This window comes from Blautia aquisgranensis, from assembly GCF_040096615.1.
GTDB lineage: Bacteria > Bacillota > Clostridia > Lachnospirales > Lachnospiraceae > Blautia_A > Blautia_A aquisgranensis.
On record NZ_JBBMEJ010000003.1, the window covers coordinates 71,587 to 93,018 of the forward strand.

Sequence of the window (21,432 nt, forward strand, 5' to 3'; positions counted from 1 at the left end):
CGGATATCTGTTTCTCGGTATGATGGAGAATTATGAAAATACATTACAGAGTCAAAAATAATACAATAGAAATTATCCGTTGTTACGGAACAGACAGCCGGGTGGTGCTGCCGGAAGAGATCAACGGCATTTTGGTAGTCAGTGCGGCACCTTATGCGTTTTCCGCACATAAGGACGACGAGGAAGAGGCGGAAGTCTGGGAGAGCGAAGACGCTGTTTCGTTCGGAGAGGAACGACTTCTTGCCGGGGAGGAAGTGCAGGAGATCGTTTTTCCCGATACACTGAAGGAAATTGGAAGATATATTTTTTATGGGTGCAAAAAACTGGAACGGCTGGAATTTTCGGATACGCTGATGCAGGTGGGAACCGGGGCGTTTACGGGCTGCAGCGGGCTGAAGGAGCTTGTGATCCATCAGAAAAAGGGAATCAAATCCTGTGCAAAGGAAATCCTTGGGGAACTGTGGCAGAAGATCGATGTGGATTTTCTGTATGAAAATGGCGAGGCCGCAGGAAAACGGGCGCATATGGTTTTTCCGGAGCATTACGATGAGGCAGTGGAAAATACGCCTGCGAGAATTCTGTTTACGGAGTATCATGGCTCGGGGACCAATTACCGTCAGTGTTTTTACAGTAAGGAACTGGATTTCGCAGAGTATGACAGCCTGTTTGACATGGCAGTGGTGATGGATAAGCTGGAAGTTTTGGTGGATATGAGCTTCGGGCGGCTTCGTTATCCGTGGCAGCTTGGCGAAAGGGCGAAGAAGCAGTATGAGGATTATATCCGGGGAAATCTTAATGACATCGGTGAATATCTGGTGGAGAGCGGAAACTTAAATGGTCTGGAGCTGCTTTCCCGGGAAAAGCTCTGGAACAGAGAGGGCCTGGAACATAGTATTGATGTGGCTTCCAGTAAGAAAGATATGGAGATTTCGGCGTTTCTGATGAATGAGCGAAGCAGGATGATTGAGGAAGAACAGAAGGTGGCCGGGGAGAAGGAAAATGAGGGGTGCCCTGTTAAAAGGAGAAAGAAGTTTCAGTTATGAGTGACATAGAAACAATTGAAAACAATAAAAATAATTTCCTGACCGGTCAGGAATCCAACTCCCAGGATGCAGCCCAGCGTCTCCAGGACATCGGCAGCAGCATTTTTCAGGCAGCAAGAGACGAGCTGTATCTTGGCATGCGTTTTCTGGACGTGGCGCTGAGCAGCTTTATTTATCGGATGGATGGTTCGGTCAGTCCATTTGGAACAGACGGGGCTGTGATATACTTCCATCCGGCGCAGCTTGGCGGGCTTTATAAAGAAAACAGGATTCTTGTGAACCGAGGATATCTCCACATGGTATTTCACTGCATTTTCCGGCACTTCGGGAAGCCGGGAACAGAGAAGCGTCTGTGGAATTTAAGCTGCGATATTGCAGTGGAGCATATGATCGACGGAATCTACCACCGCTCAGTCCGATATTCCAGAAGTCTTCTCCGGAGGGAAACCTACCGTCTTCTGGAAAAGGAAAAGAAGACGCTGAATGCAGAGAGAATCTACAAGATTCTGAAAGAAGAATTTCTGAAGGAAAAAGAACTGGCACAGCTTGAAAAAGAGTTCTACGTGGACGACCATAAATACTGGGCAAACCAGCAGCCCGACCGGAAACCCAATCCTCTGATGAGTAAAAAATGGGGAGATATCAGCGATGGGATCGAGACAGATCTGGAGACCTTTTCCAGGGAGGCAGGAGCGCAGGACGGAGATTTTCTGGACCAGCTGAAAATAGAGAACCGGGAACGATATGATTATCGGGAATTTCTGCGGAAGTTTGCAGTATTTCGGGAAGAACTGACTGTAGATCCGGACAGCTTTGATTATAATTTTTATACCTACGGGCTTTCCCTTTACGGGAATATGCCGCTGATCGAACCCCTGGAAACCAGAGAAGTGAAAAAAGTTTCGGAATTTGTCATTGTGATCGATACCTCCATGTCCTGTTCAGGAGAACTGGTACAGAGATTTCTGGAGGAAACCTATGGGATTTTAAGCGACAGCGGGAATTTTTTCCAGAAGGTAAATATACACATTATCCAGTGTGATGAGAAGGTGCATTCGGATGTAAAGATCACCGGTGCAGAGGAATTGCAGGAGTATATGAACAGCCTGGAACTTTACGGTGATGGAGGTACAGATTTCCGTCCGGTTTTTGCTTATGTGGAAGAACTGATGGAAAAACGTGAGTTTGAAAATCTTAAGGGCCTGGTGTATTTTACAGACGGATACGGGATTTTTCCGGCAAAGATGCCGCCATACCGGACAGCATTTGTATTTATGGAGCAGGAGCCTGAGGATGTGGATATCCCGGCCTGGGCCATGAAGCTGGTGATCACGGAGGAAGAATTGTAAAGAATTATATCCATATCTTATGTCATGAATCTGATATTTTAATCTTTTATTTTGTATATTGCTATCTGCATATCAGTTATAGTGTAGAAAATAGGTAACAACAGACAATGTTACGGAAAATATACAGAACAGGAGATTGTATGGCATGAGATATGGGTATTTTGATGAAGAAAAAAAGGAATATGTGATTACCAGGCCGGACACACCTGCTCCGTGGGTGAATTATTTGGGATCGCCGGAATACGGAGCAATCGTTTCCAATAATGCAGGGGGATACAGCTTTGCAAAATCCGGGGCGAACGGCAGAATCCTGAGATATATTTTTAATCAGTTTGATCAGCCGGGAAGATATATTTATCTCAGGGATAATGACACAAAAGATTATTGGTCAGCATCCTGGCAGCCGGTTGGCAAAGATCTCAGTGAGTATAAAAGTGAATGTCATCATGGCACAGCCTATACTAAAATGATGGCAGATTACAGCGAGATACATTCAGAGGTGAGATACTATGTACCGCTTGGGCAGTCCTATGAGGTATGGAATCTGAAAGTTACCAACTGCTCAGACAGAAAACGTGAGATCAGTGTGACTGGATATGCAGAGTTTACAAATAACAGCAATTATGAACAGGATCAGGTGAATCTGCAGTATTCCCAGTATATTACAAGAACAGTATTCTGTGGAGATCGTGTACGTCAGATGATCCATGCGAATCTGGACGGCCTTAAGGATGGGGAAGAGGTTGATAACAAGAACGTGTTCAACCGATTCTTCGGCCTGGCTGGAGAGAAGGTTTCTTCCTGGTGTGGTGACAGGGAAAAATTCCTTGGAAGATATCACGGATACAACAATCCGGCAGGGGTTGAAGCCGGTGTATTATGTAATGAGGGAAATTATAATGAAAACAGCTGTGGAGCTCTTTCAGCTGTAATTACTCTGGAACCGGGAGAAAGTCGGGAAATGGCTTTTCTGGCAGGAATGAAGGAGGATAATGAAGCAGCGGAGATTATAGCACATTATGCAGACTGTGAAAAAACATGCGCGGTGGAGCTTGAAGAACTGATCAGTTACTGGCACGGACAGCTTGCACATTTTCAGATCAGAACACCAAGTCCGGAATTCGATACCATGATCAATACATGGAACGCATATAACTGTTTTATGACATTTATCTGGTCACGTGCAGCATCTTTTACTTATTGCGGACTTCGTAACGGATATGGATACCGTGATACTGTACAGGATATCCAGGGTGTGATCCATCTTGCACCCCAAATGGCACTGGATAAGATCCGTTTCATGCTGTCAGCACAGGTAGATAACGGCGGCGGTCTTCCACTTGTGAAATTCACACATAATCCGGGACATGAGGATACACCGGATGATGCGTCCTATGTACAGGAAACCGGTCATCCGGCATACCGCGCAGATGATGCACTCTGGCTATTCCCTACTGTATACAAATATATTTCAGAGACAGGAAATTTTGCATTCATCGATGAAGTGATCCCGTTTGCAAACAGGGATGAAGGAACTGTATATGAGCATCTGAAAAGAGCTATTGACTTCTCCATGAACCATCTTGGCAGACATGGAATGCCGGCCGGACTTTATGCAGACTGGAATGATTGTCTGAGACTTGGAAAGGATGGGGAATCTACTTTCGTTGCATTACAGTTCTATTATGCAATGACTATCCTGAAAGAGTTTGCAAAGTACAAAAAAGATGAAAAATATATAAAATACCTGGAAGAAAAACAAGAGCAGCTTGGAAAATTGATCCAGGAACTCTGTTGGAATGAAGATCGTTTTATCCGTGGGTTTACGGAGCGGGGAGAGGTTATCGGAAAGAGAACTGACCCGGAGGCAAATATGTGGCTGAATCCACAGAGCTGGGCTGTGATCAGCGGCCTTGCAACGGAGCGGCAGGCAGATCTGGCTCTTCAAATGGTTTATGAAAGATTGAATACAGAATACGGTGCAATCCTTATGGATCCTCCATATCATGCAAATGCTTTCGACGGAGCACTTGCGGTTATCTACAATGCAGGAACAAAGGAAAATGCGGGAATCTTTTCACAGTCACAGGGATGGCTCATTCTGGCAGAAGCACTTTGCGGACATGGTGAGCGTGCATTTAATTATTTCCTGGAGAATGCTCCGGCAGCGCAGAATGACAGGGCTGAGATCAGACAGCTGGAGCCATACTGCTATGGTCAGTTTACAGAAGGAAAAGCAAGCCCGAATTTCGGACGATCTCATGTGCACTGGCTGACAGGAACAGCATCTACTGTGATGGTAGGATGTGTAGAAGGAATTCTTGGCATGCGTCCGGATTTCTATGGCTTACGTATAGCACCATCGATTCCAAAAGAATGGGAGAAGTTTGAGATAAGCAAGGATTTCCGTGGATGTCATCTCCATATCACTGTGAAGAATCCGGGACATGTGGAAGCCGGATGTAAAAAACTCTATGTAAATGGAGAAGAACTTCCGGGTAATTATATTCCGCAGGAGAAACTTACCGGTGAGACAGAAATTGAATTCTATATGTCATGACATAATGGATATAAATTGCGAGGAGATCACATTTATGAATACAAAGTAAAATGGAATATAAATACCGTTTTATTTTGGCAGGAAGGAGATCACAGAATGAAATATATAAAATTTCAGGATAAAAATGGAAGTTTTTCCATAGAAAATCCGGAGAATTACAGCGGTTTATATATACCTCTGGCCGGAGAAAACGGATTGAAATCCGCGATCACCCCTTCTCTGGGAGGAGACAGCAAACTGGATCAGAATCATTTTCTGCTGGAACCGGTAAGCATTGAGAATCTTCATAATAATCGAAACACCAGAAATTTCTGGTGCAAGATAAAAGGAAAAGGTTACTGGTCAGCATGCGGAGTTTCGGCAGAACAGGAATTTCAGAAATATACTGATAAACAGGATAAAAGCAGCCTGGAAGCCGGATTTATGTGGCAGAAGCTGCACAGAACTTCTGAGAAATACGGACTTCAGTCAGAGATTTTGTCTTTTGTGACAGTGAAAGGTGATGCGGAGGTCCATCTTGTAAAGATTACCAATATTGAAGAGGAAGAACAGGAGATCACATCGGTTGCTGTAATACCTGTATATGGAAGAAGTGCAGACAATCTCAGAGATCACAGGCATGTGACTTCCCTTTTGCACAGGATAAGAACAACGGAGTACGGTGTTGAAGTAAAACCGGTGCTTTCTTTTGATGAAAGAGGTCATCAGAAGAATAATACTGCATATTTTGTATATGGATCTGAAGGCGAGGGAACGGAACCGGAAAGCTTTTATCCTGATGTGGAAATGTTTATCGGAGAAGGCGGTTCTTTCCTGATTCCGGAGGTGGTCAGAGAAGAGAAAAAAGGTGTTCCGGCAGGAACAGAAATTGAAGGAAAGGAAGCTGTCGGTGGTATTCGTTTTGCATCCAGGGTTCTGAGACCACATGAAACAGCTGTATATGTTGTGACAGCGGGAATATCTGAAAGAAATCAGCTGCCGGAGGAGACTGCACGGTTTTACAGAACTGAAAAACAGGTTGCAAGAGAATTTGAACATGTAAAAAAACACTGGACAGAAAAAGTGAATGTTTCTTTTGAGACAGGTGATGAGGACAGAGATAATTATCTGAAATGGATCTGTTTTCAGCCGATATTAAGAAGAATTTACGGTTGTTCATTCCTCCCGTATCATGATTATGGAAAAGGTGGAAGAGGCTGGCGTGATCTCTGGCAGGACTGTCTAGCACTTCTGATCATGGAGCCTTCTGTTGTACGTCAGATGATTGTCGATAATTACGGTGGAGTACGCATCGATGGAACCAATGCCACGATCATCGGAAACAGACAGGGTGAATTTATCGCAGACCGCAACAACATTGCCCGCGTGTGGATGGATCATGCTTTCTGGCCATTTGTGACAACGCAGCTTTATATGGATCAGACCGGGGATATGAATGTCCTTTTTGAGAAGATTCCATATTTCAAGGATCTTCAGACAAAAAGAGGAACTGCGCATGATGAAAAATGGAGCAGTGCCTATGGAGAAAATCAGAAAACAGAATCCGGTGAGATTTATTACGGAACGGTTCTGGAACACATTTTGCTGGAAAATCTCTGTGCTTTTTATGATGTAGGAGAGCACAACGAGATGAAACTTCACGGGGCAGACTGGAACGATGCCATGGATATGGCATGGGAAAATGGTGAGAGTGTGGCATTTACCTGTGCATATGCTGGAAATATGAAGAACATCGCAGAATATCTGAGAAAACTTCAGGAAAAGGAAATGTTTGACAGGATTGAAGTTGCGGAAGAAATGGAAATCCTGTTTACCGGAGACCGTGAGCTTTATGAAAGCCCGGAGAAAAAGCAGCAGCTTCTGAGACAGTACACAGAAAAATGTGCACATGATATCAGCGGAAAGACTATTGTGATCCGTCTGGACCAGCTTAGCCGGAATCTGGATGAAAAGGCAGACTGGATGATGGAAAACATCCGCAGAAGAGAATGGGTAAAAGACGGAGAAAACGGCTGGTTCAACGGATATTATGATGATCATAAACGTCCTGTGGAAAGGGCAGAAAACAGCCAGATACGTATGATGCTTACCAGTCAGGTATTTGCGATCATGAGTAAAACCGCACAGAAAGATCAGATTGAGTCTATCTGTAAAAGTGCGGATAAATATCTTTTTGACCGTCAGGCAGGAGGATATCGCCTGAATACCAATTTCCATGAAGAAAAATTTGATTTGGGAAGAATGTTCGGGTTTGCTTATGGAGAAAAGGAAAACGGAGCGGTATTTTCCCATATGGCTGTTATGTATGGCAATGCACTGTATAAAAACGGCTATGCAAAAGAAGGACATAAGGTTCTGGAAACGCTTCTGGACGCTGCCATGGATTTTGAGAACAGCAGGATGTATCCTGGAATTCCGGAATATTTTGATAATCAGGGAAGAGGATTGTATGCATATCTTACCGGTGCTGCAAGCTGGTATATGCTGACCATGATCACAGAGGTATTTGGCGTCAGAGGAGATCTTGGAGATCTGGTGATCGCGCCGGCACTGATGCCGGAGCAGTATAATGAGAATGGACAGGCATCTCTTACTATGGAATTTGCCGGAAGAAAGCTGGAGATCTGTATCTGCAATCCGGAGAAAAAACTTCCTTCAGAATATAAAATAAAAACAGTATGGTGTGATGAAAAGGAAATGAAAAACGAACAGAGTACCTGTGTACGTATAGATCGGGAACTGCTCGAAAAGCTTTCTGTAAAAGAAACACACAGGATCAAAGTGGAACTGATGTAACAGAAATCGGTTATACATAATTGTTAAATTACAGAAACAGAAGTATCAATAGGAAAACGGCATCCCACAGTTGTAAAAAGCTGCGGGATGTCGTTTTTGATGCTGATAAAAAATATCAGCCATAATAATAAGGATGTTTACCACATGGATTTGTAATATTTGTCACGGTACTTCTTTGGGGTAAGGCCGGTGAAGTTTTCAAAGATCTGGATAAAATGACTCTGTGAAGAGAAATTCAGATAATTGGCAATATCAACGACTGTTTTATCAGAGTATCGGAGCAGGTGAGTGGCTTTTTCGATTTTTTTCTCGCGAATGTAATCACTTATGGATACTCCAAGATTCTGTTTGAATACTCTGGACAGATAACTGGGAGAGAGTCCGGTATGTTCTGACAGATCCTGAATGGTGATACGCTCCTTAATGTGACCGTAAATATAGTCCACGCATTGCATGACCGGTCTGGAAAGAATAGAGCTTTTTTTCTGGAGGATCATTTTTCCGGTAAAATCTCTGGCCATAATATGATGCAGATCTGCAATCTGGCGTACAGTGGTGCAGGAATCCATTTTCAGAATGTAAAAATCGCTGAGACGATATGCCTGTTCAGGCTCCAGTCCACCGTCAATACAGTAACGGGTGAGCATGGCAGTAGTGACAACGAAATGATACTTCAGGTTGGTCAGAGGATTTCTGGAGAGGATACCGGTTCCCTTCAGATGCAGAAAAGAGTCTTCCTCGCAGTTTTTGTTTACAGCTTCCATATCACCGGCTCTTACGGCATTGTAAAAAGAATATTCCACAGAGGGAGAGCGATGAAGAGCTTCCAGTTCTGTATCTTCCAGTTCATTAGTAATCCAGTCTTGGGAAATGGACATATTGATATCCTCCTTATATGTTGATGTTTAGGGAATGTGTTGGTTTTTTATATTATGACATGAATCTGACATTTTGTTAAGATTAATAATATAATCGCAGATAAAAAAATGGTATATTTTCATCATCAAAGGTAAAGCATCGGGGATGCTACAGAAAAAGGAGGATTTATACTATGAAGAAAAGAGCGGTATCTATGATCCTTGCAGCAGCAATGGTTTGTGGAATGATGGCAGTAAATGTAAGCTGTGTATCTGCAAAAGGATCGGATGAGGGAAAAGTGATCAATATTTATTCCTGGAATGATGAGTTCCGTCAGAGACTGGAAGCTATTTATCCGGAAGTAGAGTCCACTTCCAAAGATGGTACAGTTACAAAACTGAAAGATGGTACAGAGATCCACTGGATCGTAAATCCGAACCAGGATGGCGTATATCAGCAGAAACTGGATGAGGCACTTCTCAACCAGGCTGATGCAAGTGCAGATGATAAGGTAGACATGTTCCTTTCTGAGACAGATTATGTGTTCAAATATACAGACAAAGATGCAGATGTTGCAATGCCTCTTACTGATCTTGGCATTGATCCGGACAAGGATCTTGCAGATCAGTATGATTTCACGAAAACAACAGCTTCTGATGCGGATGGAGTACAGAGAGGCGCCACATGGCAGTGCTGCCCGGGTGTCCTTGTATATCGTCGTGACATTGCGAAAGATGTTTTCGGTACTGATGACCCGAAAGAAGTTGGCGAGAAGATGAAAGACTGGGATACAGCCAAAGAATCAGCGGCTCAGCTGAAAGAAAAAGGATATTATACATTTGCTTCTTATGCAGACACTTTTCGTTTATATGGAAACAGCATTGAGAATCCGTGGGTAGAGTCCGGTGATTCTGTGATCAAAGTAGATTCAAAGATCATGGACTGGGTAAAAGATTCCAAAGAGTGGCTGGATGCAGGTTATCTTAACAAAACTGTAAAAGGTCAGTGGAACGATGACTGGAACAAGGCAATGAGTTCTGGGTCCAAGGTATTCGCATTCCTCTTCCCGGCATGGGGTATCGACTTTACTCTGAAACCAAACTGGGATGGAGCAGAAGGTGACTGGGCTGTTACAAATCCTCCGCAGGAATACAACTGGGGTGGTTCTTACATTCAGGCTGCAACAGGAACAGATGATCCGGAACATGTCAAAGATATTATTCTGGCAATGACGGGAAATAAGGATAATCTTCTTAAGATTTCCAAAGAATACTCTGATTTTACAAATACAAAATCCGGTATGAAAGATGCAGCTACAAATGCAGATTTCGCATCTGATTTCCTTGGTGGACAGAACCCGTTTGAGTATTTTGCACCGGTTGCAGAGAATATCAAGATCGCACCGCTTTCCGCATATGACCAGGGTTGTGTAGAGCTGATCCAGAACGCTTTCAGTGATTACTTCCAGGGTAAAGTAGACTTTGACAAAGCAAAAGCCAACTTTGAGACAGCTATTCAGGAGCGTTATCCGGAGATCACAGAGATCCAGTGGCCGGAATAAATACCACATGAGGATAATTGTTGATGCTGCAGGATCTTTGGATCCTGCAGTTTGCTGGAAAGGAAGAGCATTATGAAGAAAAAGAGCGTTAATTACGGAAAATGGGGATACATATTTATTCTTCCGTTTTTTGTGATCTATTTTATCTTTTCGCTGATTCCGCTGTTTGATACAGTGAGATACAGCTTTTTTGAATATTTCCGTTCTGGAATCAAGCAGATTGGTCCTAATTTTGTAGGACTTGCCAATTATGTCAGTCTTCTGCATTCTGACATGCTGAAATACGGACTGAATACACTGATCCTTTGGGTGATCGGATTTGTTCCGCAGATCGTTGTTGCACTGGTGCTTGCATGCTGGTTTACTGATGCCAGGTTGAAGCTTCATGGCAAGCAGTTTTTTAAGGTTGTAATTTATCTGCCGAACCTGATCATGGCATCAGCATTTGCACTTCTGTTTTTTACCATGTTTTCCACAAACGGACCTGTAAACTCCATTTTGTGTTCACTGGGCTGGATAAAGGAACCGATTGATTTTCTGGGCTCTGTTCTGGGAACAAGATCATTGGTAGGTTTCATGAATTTCCTGATGTGGTTCGGAAACACGACCATCATGCTGATGGCAGCAGTAATGGGAATCAGTATGGATATTTTTGAAGCATCGGATCTGGACGGATGCAACAGCATTCAGCGTTTCGTCTATATTACGCTTCCACTGATTCGTCCGATTCTTTCCTATACTCTGATCACTTCCATCATCGGTGGCCTTCAGATGTTTGATGTACCGCAGATCCTCACAAACGGACAGGGTAATCCGGACAGAACATCCATGACACTGATTATGTTCCTGAACAGCCATCTGAAGAGCAAGAATTATGGTATGGCCGGAGCATTGTCTGTATACCTGTTTATTATCAGTGCAATCCTCTGCTTCTTTGTATATCGTATGACTAACGACAATGATCCGGACGGATCTAAGAAAGCAGCGAAAAAGAGAGCAAGAGCAGAAAGGAGAAAAACAAAATGATGAAAGATAAGACAGCCAGCAGGATCAGAAGTATCGTGGCACATGTGGTACTTATTATTCTTTCCTTTATGTGTCTCTTTTTCTTTTATGTACTGATCGTGAATGCGTCTCATTCTCATGCAGAGCTTCAGAAGGGATTTTCTGCTCTTCCTGGAAAATATTTCTGGAAAAACCTGATGAATGTTGCAAATGACGGAAGCTTTCCGATGTTCAGGGGAATTCTTAACAGTATTATCGTGTCCGGATGCAGTGCAGTATTATGTACATATTTTTCCTCACTGACAGCATATGGTCTTTATGCCTATGATTTCAAGGCAAGGAATGTAGCGTTTACATTTATCATGGCGATCCTCGTCATGCCGACACAGGTAACTGCAATGGGCTTCCTTCGTCTGATCACAAAGATGGGATTATATGATTCCCTGCTTCCGTTGATCATTCCGTCTGTTGCGTCACCGGCCGTATTCTATTTTATGTACAGCTATCTGCAGTCCTCACTGCCGATGTCACTGGTAGAAGCAGCCAGAATTGACGGCTCCGGAGAATTCCGTACTTTCAACAGTATTGTCCTGCCAATCATGAAGCCGGCAATCGCTGTACAGGCGATTTTTACATTTGTAGGCTCCTGGAACAATTATTTCGTTCCTGCTCTGGTTATCCAGTCTAAAAGCAAGATGACTGTTCCAATCCTGATTGCAACACTTCGTGGAGCAGATTATATGAATTTTGATATGGGTAAGATTTACATGATGATCACAGTTGCCATTGTGCCGATCATTATCGTATATCTCCTTCTTTCCAAGTTTATCATCGCAGGAGTGACACTTGGAGGCGTAAAAGAATAACAAAAGGTAGCAGGTAAGATATGACAGTTAAGAAATGGAAACACAGCGGAACAAAGAAACACAGCATGTCAGACCGTGAAATACGAAACGGTCTTCTTTCGGAAAAAGCAGCAGAGGAGGGCATTGTACTGCTGAAAAATGATAAAAAAATACTCCCTCTGAATATTTCCACGAAAATAGGTTTATACGGCGCCGGTGCGGGAAAGACAGTGAAAGGCGGAACAGGTTCCGGTGATGTGAATAACAGAAGTAACATTTCTATTTATCAGGGACTGAAAGAAAACGGTATTCAGATCGTAAGCGAGAAATGGCTGGCCAATTATGAGTCAATATACGCAGAAGCACGCCGGGCATGGAAAGAAAAAATACTGGAAGAAGCAAAGTTTGTGGAAAATCCTTTTGATGCCTATGCGGAAAATCCCTTTGCAATGCCGGAAGGCCGTGCAGTCACAGCAGAAGATACTGTCGATGCCCAGACAGCAATCTATGTGGTAAGCAGGATTTCCGGTGAGGGAAAGGATAGGCGCAGGGTCGAGGGAGATTATTATCTGAGCAGACGGGAGCGGGAGGATATCCGGTTCCTTGATGCACAGAAGATTCCTACAGTACTTATCCTGAATTCCGGCGGTCCGGTAGAACTGACAGATATTCTGGAAGAAACAGAAAATATCTGTGCTGTCCTAAATATTTCCCAGCTTGGACAAAGAGGCGGACTTGCCCTCGCTAATGTCCTTCTGGGAAAGGTAACTCCAGGCGGCAAGCTGACTGCAACATGGGCCAGAAGGTATGAGGATTATCCGTGTGCAGAGGAATACAGCTATCTTAATGGCAAGCTTGAAAGAGAAGAGTACAAGGAAGGAATTTATACAGGATATCGTTATTTTGATACTTTTGGTGTAAAACCGCTGTTTCCGTTTGGATATGGACTTTCTTACACAGAAATGCAGATACGCTTCCATGGGATGAAAACATCAGGGGATGGCGTTGAAGTTGAAGCAGAGGTAACGAATACAGGAGAAACTTTTTCGGGAAAAGAGGTCGTGCAGGTCTATGTGTCTCTTCCACAGGATGAATCAGGGAAGGAATACCGTCGGCTGGCTGGCTTTGCAAAAACAAAACTTCTGAAGCCGGGGGAAAAAGAACTGCTGAAAATCAGGATCGACAGAAAGACACTGGCATATTTTTCCGAAGAGCAGCATGCCTGGATTGCTGAAAAAGGTTATTATGCTGTCTGGGTCGGAAACAGCGTTGCATCGCTTACGCTGGCTGCAATGCTTGAAGTGCCGGAGAGTGTGATCCTAGATAAAACGAATATCCTTGAGAATCAGACTGATATTACTGAAGAAGTTTATGATCGCCAGAATCTTTCTGCCAGAACTCTGAAATGGAAAGAGAAGGCAGAGAATGAGAAGATTGGAAGATATATCTATTATCCTGAACCAGAGAAGAGAACAGAATGCACCTGCCAACCGGAAAATAAGATTCCTGCAAAGGATCTGCTCCCGCTGTTTTATGGGAATATTGCTGGAATCTCCAGTAATCTGGGGGCGGCAGGAATCCGTGTTCCTGGCTCTGCTGGTGAGACCACGGCTGCTCTTTATGAGCAATATGGCGTTTCCCCACTGATCATGGCCGATGGGCCTGCAGGACTGAGACTTCAGCAGAATTATGAAGTAGACAGAGAAACAGACACAGTATATGGAATCGGTGTCCTTGGATCTCTGGAAAACGGATACCTGAGAACAGATGAGATTCACGAAAACGCAGACAGATATTATCAGTTCTGTACGGCATTTCCGGTTGGAACTGCACTGGCTCAGACCTGGGATACTGCCCTTGTGGAAAAAGTTGGAATAGCAGTGGCAGAAGAAATGGAAGAATTCCACATAGATCTCTGGCTAGCACCTGGTCTTAATATTCAGAGAAACCCTCTGTGCGGCAGAAATTTTGAATATTATTCCGAAGATCCGCTGCTTTCCGGAACCATGGCAGCAGCCATGACAAAAGGAGTGCAGAGCAGACCTGGCTGCGGTGTTACCGTTAAGCATTTTGCCTGCAACAATCAGGAAGATAATCGTATGGGCGTGGATGCACAGGTATCAGAACGTGCCCTGAGGGAAATTTACCTGCGTGGTTTTGAGATTGCAGTTAAAGAAAGCAGACCAGTGGCAATCATGTCTTCCTATAATTTACTGAATGGTGTCCATGCTGCAAACAGTGTTGATCTCTGTACAGCCATTGCCCGGAAAGAATGGGGATTTGACGGTGTGATCATGTCAGACTGGAATACAACGGTTCCGGAAGATGGAAGTATTCCGTGGAAATGCGTGACAGCAGGAAATGATATTATCATGCCTGGTAATGCAGCCGACGCAGAAAATATCCGAAAAGCTTTTGAAGACGGAAAGCTTTCGGAAGAAGTTGTCAGAATGTGTGCGGGACGTATTCTTAACCTAATACACACACTGACAGCAGAATAAAAAAATTATATAGTAGTGAAAAACTTGCCTGAATTCAATTTTCGATTTATCATTGGATTCAGGCATATTTTTTGCAGATGTCGTGCAAGGCAACCCGTTTTAGGCGGAGGATCCTGCAGGCAGTTTTTTATATGCCGTGAAAAGGAGAATACCATGAACATAAAACGAGCAAAGCAGGAGATCAGAGATTCCATAGAAGCATATCTTTCAAAGGACGAATTCGGTGAGTACCGGATCCCGGCGATCCGACAGAGACCGATCCTTCTTATGGGCCCTCCGGGAATCGGAAAGACACAGATTATGGAACAGATAGCAAGGGAATGCGGGATTGCTCTTGTTTCCTATACCATTACCCACCACACCAGGCAGAGTGCTGTGGGACTTCCTTTTATTGTAAAAAAGAATTATGGTGAGGAAGAATTTTCTGTCACGGAATATACCATGAGTGAGATCATTTCGTCCGTTTACGATAAGATGGAAAAAACAGGTCTGAGAGAGGGAATCCTGTTTATTGATGAGATCAACTGTGTATCCGAGACACTGGCACCGATGATGCTGCAGTTCCTTCAGGGAAAAACCTTCGGAAACCAGAAGGTGCCGGAGGGCTGGGTGATCGTCACAGCAGGAAATCCGCCGGAATATAACAAATCTGTCCGGGAATTCGACGTGGTTACGCTGGATCGTATCAAGAAGATCGATGTGGAGGCAGATTTTGATGTGTGGAAGGAATATGCCTATCAGCAGGGAATCCATCCGGCAGTGATTTCTTATCTGGAGCTTCGCAGAAAAAATTTCTACAGGGTGGAGAATACCGTAGACGGAAAGATCTTTGCCACAGCCAGAGGCTGGGAGGATCTTTCCCGTCTGATCCAGGTTTATGAGATCCTTGGAAAAACCGTAGACCGTGAGGTGGTCAGTCAGTACATTCAGCACAGGATGATCGCGAAGGATTTTGCCGGCTATCTGGCTCTTTATTATAAGTACAGAACGGACTATAAGGTGGAGGATATCCTGCAGGGGAAATGGGATTCCATCACACTGGGCAAGGTTCGCACAGCATCTCTGGATGAGCACTTAAGCATTGTAAGCCTCCTCAATGGAAAGCTTGGTGAGCTTTTTACGGAGTGTTATCTTACAGACCAGTATCTTACGAAGCTCTATGAATATATGGTGCATTTTCGGGAGCATGGGGAGAGCCTTACGGCAAAAGATCTCCTGAAAAAAGCAGTGGAAGATATTGAGCGGGATAAAAAGAGCGAGCTTCTTACGAAACAGCAGGAACGTATACAGAAGCGAGTTGTGTCTTTCTTTGAACGGGCTGCGGGAGCAGATGGAAGCTATGAATCTGCAAAGAGCGCCTTTGAAGAAGAAACAGAGCGATACGAGAACCGTACGGATGAAGTTTCCCTGACTTTGCAGAATGTATTCGATTTCATGGAGGCTGCTTTCGGGGATGGTCAGGAGATGGTTGCGTTTATCACAGAGCTGAATGCCAGCTATTACAGTCTCTGGTTTATCCGCGAAAATGGTTCGGACCAGTATTACAGATATAACAAGGGACTGCTCTTTGATGACCGGCAGAAGCTGATCCTGGGGCAGATGGAGGAAGCGGAAAATCTTCTTGGTAACGGGATAAAATAAGCAGCACAAAATTTGTCATACCAATTTTGGGTTTCCTATTGAATAATCTGGGGAATTCCCGTATAATATTGACAATAAAAGGCCATGACAGGGGATGCACATCTGTGCAGGTTCACAACTGATGTGGCCTTTTGTCATGACAAGAGTGCGAAAAAAATGATATTAAAATATTAAAAAGGAAGGCGGCCAGAACGGACGACATGTTTACGAAAATTACAGAGGAAAGAGCATTTGACGGAATATTGAGACAGATCATAGATAATATCCGACAGGGAGATTTGAAGCCGGGAGATACTTTGCCTGCAGAACGTGTTATGGCAGAAGCGCTGGGAGTTTCCAGACCTGCTGTTCGTGAGGTTCTGCGGGCACTGGAGCTGATGGGGATCGTCACAACAGTCCGTGGTGGTGCCAATTATATCACCGAGAATATGGATCAGTGGCTTTCCGCACCGCTGGCACTTCTTTTTCAGCTGAATAACAGCCATGTGCAGCAGGTGCAGCAGCTTCGTTCTGCACTGGAGCAGGAGGCGGCACTTCTGGCAGCCGGGAAATGTACAGAGAAGGACGCATTAGATCTGCGTTCCATTCTGGCACAGCTGGAGAGTTCAGAGGATGAGAAAGCCCGTGCAGGTCTTGATAAGGAGCTTCATACGAAGATCGGCAGGATCGCAGGGAATCCTATGATCTACAATGTCCTGGATGCGGCAGCGCAGCTGACTGAGGAGATCATTTCCGGCACCCGAGCCTATATTATGCAGAAACATAATTCCGCTCTGGAGGTGGATGAGCAGCACAGAAGGCTGGTGGAAGCTATTATTTCCGGAGACCGGAACCAGGCGGAGAAGCTGATGCGCGAACATATGGAAACCATTGAGAAATATATACTGGAGATTGCGCAGCAGCAGGGTGAGAACAGCCTTGCATTTCATCGCTGATCCACCTGAAAAAATTAAATAAAATTTCAGTAAAAATCCCGTTAATCTGGTAAGACCACTATTGATTTTGGTAAGACCGCGTGCTATAATAGGGACTGTATTGGTAATACCAAAAAAGTTTGATATTATGGCAGTAACCTGCCGGAAATATCAGGAGAAAGGACTTACGATTATGGGATATGTAAAATGGAGTTATGACACACTGAACCATTTCTGCGGAGACGTTTTTAAAGCGTTTGGCTTTTCTGAGGAAGAAGGAAATATCATTAAAGATGTTCTTCTGACTGCTGATCTGTATGGGATCGAGAGCCACGGAATGCAGAGGATGGTTCGTTACCATAAAGGAATCGAGAAGGGGACTATTCATCCCCAGGCGAAACCGGAAGTTGTTTTTGAAACACCGATTTCTGCTGTGATAGACGGACATAACGGAATGGGCCAGCTGATCAGCCATTTTGCCATGGAAAAGGCAATTGAGAAGGCGAAGACAACTGGTGTGGGAATCGTAAGTGTACGAAATTCCAATCATTTCGGTATTGCAGGATATTATGCGAACATGGCCTGCCATGAAGGCCTTCTTGGAATGGCATGTACCAACTCCGAGGCGATCATGGTACCGACCTTCGGAAGAAAGGCTATGCTGGGCTCCAACCCGATCGCAGTCGCTATGCCTGCAGACCCGTATCCGTTTTTCTTTGACTGTTCCACAACAGTTGTAACCAGAGGTAAACTGGAAATGTATAATAAGATGGGCAAGCCTCTTCCGGATGGCTGGGCACTTGACAAAAACGGTCATGCCAGCAATAATGCACCGGATGTACTTGCAAACATCGTAGCCAAGAAGGGCGGCGGAATCATGCCTCTTGGTGGAAACGAGGAAGTCAGCGGAAGCCATAAGGGATATGGCTATGGAATGCTCTGTGAGCTGTTCAGCTCTATTCTTTCCATGGGCGTTACCTCCGACAAATGCTGTACATTCCCGGATAAGACCGGTATCTGCCATGGATTTATGGCAATCAACCCGGCGGCATTCGGAGATCCGGATGCGATCCGCAAGCATTTTTCAGAATATCTTGAGGCACTTAGGGAGAGTCCGAAGGCAGACGGTCAGGACAGGATCTATACACACGGCGAGAAAGAGGTAGCTGCTGAAAAAGACAGAAAAGAGAATGGCATTCCGGTCAACGACAATACCATGGTAGAGCTTGCTGATCTCTGCAGTTATCTGAAGCTTGATTTTGGCTCTTATTTTGAAAGCTATGAGCTTCCGAAGGACAGTAAATTCTTCAATGGTAATTATTAATTCAGGTAATCCTTTTGAAATGAAATATATCATAATTATCCAAGGAGGAAAAGAAAATGGATTATGCAAAAGAGTCATTAAGACTGCACGGAGATTGGAAGGGTAAGATTGAGGTTGTTACAAGAGTACCGGTTGAGAATAAAGACGACCTTTCTCTTGCATATACACCAGGTGTAGCTCAGCCTTGCCTTGAGATCCAGAAAGATATCAATAAATCCTACGAGCTTACAAGAAGATGGAATATGTGTCTTGTTGTAACAGACGGTTCTGCAGTTCTTGGTCTTGGTGACATCGGACCGGAAGCTGGTATGCCTGTAATGGAAGGTAAATGTGTACTTTTCAAAGCATTCGGCGATGTAGACGCATTCCCGCTTTGCATTAAGAGCCATGATGTAGATGAGATTGTAAATACTATTTACATGATCTCCGGATCCTTCGGTGGTGTAAACCTTGAGGATATCTCTGCTCCAAGATGCTTCGAGATCGAGAAAAAACTGAAAGAGAAATGCGATATTCCGATTTTCCATGATGACCAGCACGGAACTGCAGTTATCACACTTGCAGGTCTGACAAATGCGCTGAAGGTTGTCGGAAAGAAGAAAGAGGATGTTCGTATCGTTATGAACGGTGCAGGTGCAGCTGCTATTTCTATCTGCAGACTTCTTCTGAAAGCAGGCTTCAAGGATGTTACACTCTGCGACAGAAAGGGTGCCATCTATGAGGGACGTACAGAAGGAATGAACCCGGTTAAGGAAGAGATGAGCAAGCTCACAAACCTTCAGAAGAAACAGGGTACTCTTGCAGAGATGCTGGTTGGTGCTGATGTATTTATCGGTGTTTCCGCTCCTGGAGCAGTGACAACAGAGATGGTTAAGACAATGAACAAAGATGCCATCATCTTTGCATGCGCAAACCCGACACCGGAGATCTTCCCGGATGACGCAAAAGCAGGCGGAGCCAAGGTTATCTCCACAGGAAGAAGTGACTTCCCGAACCAGATCAACAACGTTCTTGCATTCCCTGGAATCTTCCGTGGTGCATTCGATGTAAGAGCAAGTGATATCAACGATGAGATGAAGATCGCAGCTTCCAAAGCACTTGCAGATCTGATCACAGATGAGGAACTTTCTCCGGAATACATCATTCCGAAGGCATTTGACAAGAGAGTAGGACCGGCTGTAGCAAAAGCTGTAGCAGAAGCAGCAAGAGCAACAGGCGTAGCCCGTATCTGATAGGAAATTTACCTGAAAGACCAGAACAGCCCTTCATAAATCATATAGCAGACACCTGTACCAGGATTGCCCCCTGTACAGGTGTCTTTCTTAATATTGACAGGCATTAACCTTTGACAAATGTCCTTACAGTGAGTACAATAGCAAAGAACGGGTCAGACGCGAAGAAAAAAGCGTTTATGAACATAACTGACAGGAGGAAATGCATAGCATGAAACCATGGGAAGCAAATATAAGAAAAGTAGTGCCATATACTCCGGGCGAGCAGCCAAATGAGACAGGCATGATCAAACTGAATACAAATGAGAATCCATATTCACCGGCACCGGGAGTTGAGAAGGCACTGGAAGCTCTTGATACCGATACACTGAGACTGTATCCGGACCCGACAGCAGGGGATCTTGTACACAGCATTGCACAGTTTTACGGGCTGAAGGATGAGCAGGTATTTACAGGTGTGGGTTCGGACGATGTACTTGCCATGTGTTTCCTTACATTCTTCAATTCAGAGAAGCCGATCCTGTTTCCGGATATCACATATTCATTTTATGATGTATGGGCAGAGCTTTTCCGCATTCCGTATGAGCGCCCGGCGCTGGATGAGGAATTCCATATCCGTAAAGCGGACTATTTCCGTGAAAACGGTGGAATTGTTTTTCCGAATCCGAATGCACCGACCGGTGTGGAGATGCCTCTTTCTGAGATCGAGGAGATCGTAGCCAAGAATCCGGAGAGCATTGTGATCGTTGATGAGGCTTACGTGGATTTCGGAGCAGCATCTGCGCTTCCGCTGATCGACAAATACGATAACCTTCTTGTTGTGCAGACATTTTCCAAGTCCAGATCTCTGGCTGGAATGCGTATTGGCTATGCTTTCGGTAATCCGGAGCTTATCAAGTATCTTAATGATGTGAAGTATTCCTTCAACTCCTACACCATGGACCGTACCACGATTGCAGCAGGTGTGGCATCCATGAAGGACAGAGTGTATTTTGAGGAGTGCTGCAATAAGATCATTGCAACAAGAGAATGGACAAAGACAGAGCTTAAGAAGCTGGGCTTTTCCTTCCAGGATTCCAAAGCGAACTTTATCTTTGCAACCCATGAGAGCTGTCCGGCAAAAGAGCTTTTTGAGGCCCTTAGAGAGAAGCATATCTATGTAAGATACTTCCCGAAGGACAGAATCGACAATCATCTTCGAATTACCATCGGAACCGATGAAGAGATGAAGAAACTTGTGGAATTTCTGACAGAATATCTGAAATAAAAAAGGAGGTACTATGGAAGTACTGGTACAGTGGTTTTCGAATCACCTTGCACAGTTTATCTCTCCGGAGGGAGCTGTATTCATCATTTCCATGATCCCGATCCTGGAGCTTCGAGGCGGCCTTCTGGCGGCATCACTTCTGAAGATTCCGGCATTAAAGGCAATGCCGATCTGTATTGTGGGAAATATTATTCCAATTCCGTTTATCCTGCTTTTTATCCGGCAGATCTTTAAATGGATGAAAAAAACGAAGCTTTTCCATGGGCTGATCACGAAGCTGGAGAACCGGGCCATGGGAAAAAGTGACCAGATCAAGAGATACGAATTTCTGGGACTTCTGCTGTTTGTGGGAATCCCGCTGCCAGGCACAGGTGCCTGGACAGGAGCGCTGATTGCTTCTCTGCTTGAGGTGGATATCAAAAAATCCTCCATCGCGATCCTGTGCGGACTGTTTCTGGCAAGTGCGATCATGTACATTGTTTCCTATGGCATCGTGGGAAATGTAGTGCACTAGAATTTATAAAAATACGGATAAT

Annotated in this window: 15 protein-coding genes; 14 read left to right on the plus strand and 1 reads right to left on the minus strand. The window is 44.4% G+C overall.

The window, feature by feature from the left end; all coding sequences use genetic code 11:
- Positions 1 to 32: 32 nt before the first annotated feature.
- From WMO28_RS03825 to WMO28_RS03840, 4 genes are all read left to right on the plus strand, one after another.
- A complete protein-coding gene (locus WMO28_RS03825; RefSeq protein WP_349056125.1) occupies positions 33 to 1,043 on the plus strand; it encodes a leucine-rich repeat protein in 1,011 nt (336 codons plus the stop codon).
- A complete protein-coding gene (locus tag WMO28_RS03830; protein WP_349056126.1) occupies positions 1,040 to 2,392 on the plus strand; it encodes a vWA domain-containing protein in 1,353 nt (450 codons plus the stop codon). Before WMO28_RS03825 ends, WMO28_RS03830 begins: the two co-directional genes overlap by 4 nt.
- 145 nt (positions 2,393 to 2,537) lie before the next feature.
- Entirely contained in the window at positions 2,538 to 4,952 is a 2,415-nt protein-coding gene (locus WMO28_RS03835) for a glycoside hydrolase family 94 protein (protein WP_349056127.1), read from the plus strand.
- Between the two features lie 96 nt (positions 4,953 to 5,048).
- Positions 5,049 to 7,748 (plus strand): GH36-type glycosyl hydrolase domain-containing protein, encoded by a 2,700-nt coding sequence (locus tag WMO28_RS03840; protein ID WP_349056128.1) that lies wholly within the window; start codon positions 5,049 to 5,051, stop codon positions 7,746 to 7,748.
- Positions 7,749 to 7,885: 137 nt separating this feature from the next.
- Here the strand turns inward: WMO28_RS03840 and WMO28_RS03845 are convergent, their stop codons facing one another.
- Positions 7,886 to 8,626 carry a helix-turn-helix domain-containing protein gene (locus WMO28_RS03845; RefSeq protein WP_178641918.1) on the minus strand — a complete coding sequence of 247 codons (741 nt, stop codon included), beginning with the start codon at positions 8,624 to 8,626 and terminating at the stop codon, positions 7,886 to 7,888.
- A gap of 173 nt (positions 8,627 to 8,799) precedes the next feature.
- On the opposite strand from WMO28_RS03845, the gene WMO28_RS03850 reads away from it, so the two are divergent.
- From WMO28_RS03850 to WMO28_RS03895, 10 genes are all read left to right on the plus strand, one after another.
- Positions 8,800 to 10,167, plus strand: a complete 1,368-nt coding sequence (locus WMO28_RS03850; protein ID WP_178810327.1) for a carbohydrate ABC transporter substrate-binding protein — start codon at positions 8,800 to 8,802, stop codon at positions 10,165 to 10,167.
- A gap of 72 nt (positions 10,168 to 10,239) precedes the next feature.
- Positions 10,240 to 11,193 carry a carbohydrate ABC transporter permease gene (locus tag WMO28_RS03855; RefSeq protein WP_110102965.1) on the plus strand — a complete coding sequence of 318 codons (954 nt, stop codon included), beginning with the start codon at positions 10,240 to 10,242 and terminating at the stop codon, positions 11,191 to 11,193.
- Positions 11,193 to 12,038: a carbohydrate ABC transporter permease gene (locus WMO28_RS03860; protein WP_044961860.1), complete on the plus strand. Its 846-nt coding sequence runs from the start codon at positions 11,193 to 11,195 to the stop codon at positions 12,036 to 12,038. The genes WMO28_RS03855 and WMO28_RS03860 overlap by 1 nt, the downstream gene beginning before the upstream one ends.
- Positions 12,039 to 12,058: 20 nt before the next feature.
- On the plus strand, positions 12,059 to 14,518 hold the full coding sequence (locus tag WMO28_RS03865; protein WP_178810324.1) for a glycoside hydrolase family 3 C-terminal domain-containing protein: 2,460 nt from the start codon (positions 12,059 to 12,061) through the stop codon (positions 14,516 to 14,518).
- Between the two features lie 153 nt (positions 14,519 to 14,671).
- Positions 14,672 to 16,159 (plus strand): AAA family ATPase, encoded by a 1,488-nt coding sequence (locus WMO28_RS03870; protein ID WP_349056129.1) that lies wholly within the window; start codon positions 14,672 to 14,674, stop codon positions 16,157 to 16,159.
- 200 nt (positions 16,160 to 16,359) lie between these two features.
- Entirely contained in the window at positions 16,360 to 17,094 is a 735-nt protein-coding gene (locus WMO28_RS03875; RefSeq protein ID WP_178641778.1) for an FCD domain-containing protein, read from the plus strand.
- 100 nt (positions 17,095 to 17,194) lie between these two features.
- Positions 17,195 to 18,397 carry an Ldh family oxidoreductase gene (locus WMO28_RS03880; RefSeq protein ID WP_435375814.1) on the plus strand — a complete coding sequence of 401 codons (1,203 nt, stop codon included), beginning with the start codon at positions 17,195 to 17,197 and terminating at the stop codon, positions 18,395 to 18,397.
- A 56-nt stretch (positions 18,398 to 18,453) separates the two neighbouring features.
- Positions 18,454 to 19,629 carry an NAD(P)-dependent malic enzyme gene (locus WMO28_RS03885; RefSeq protein ID WP_349056130.1) on the plus strand — a complete coding sequence of 392 codons (1,176 nt, stop codon included), beginning with the start codon at positions 18,454 to 18,456 and terminating at the stop codon, positions 19,627 to 19,629.
- Positions 19,630 to 19,840: 211 nt separating this feature from the next.
- On the plus strand, positions 19,841 to 20,896 hold the full coding sequence (hisC, locus tag WMO28_RS03890) for a histidinol-phosphate transaminase (protein WP_178641772.1): 1,056 nt from the start codon (positions 19,841 to 19,843) through the stop codon (positions 20,894 to 20,896).
- A gap of 13 nt (positions 20,897 to 20,909) precedes the next feature.
- Positions 20,910 to 21,410 carry a small multi-drug export protein gene (locus WMO28_RS03895; protein WP_178641769.1) on the plus strand — a complete coding sequence of 167 codons (501 nt, stop codon included), beginning with the start codon at positions 20,910 to 20,912 and terminating at the stop codon, positions 21,408 to 21,410.
- Positions 21,411 to 21,432: the final 22 nt, after the last annotated feature.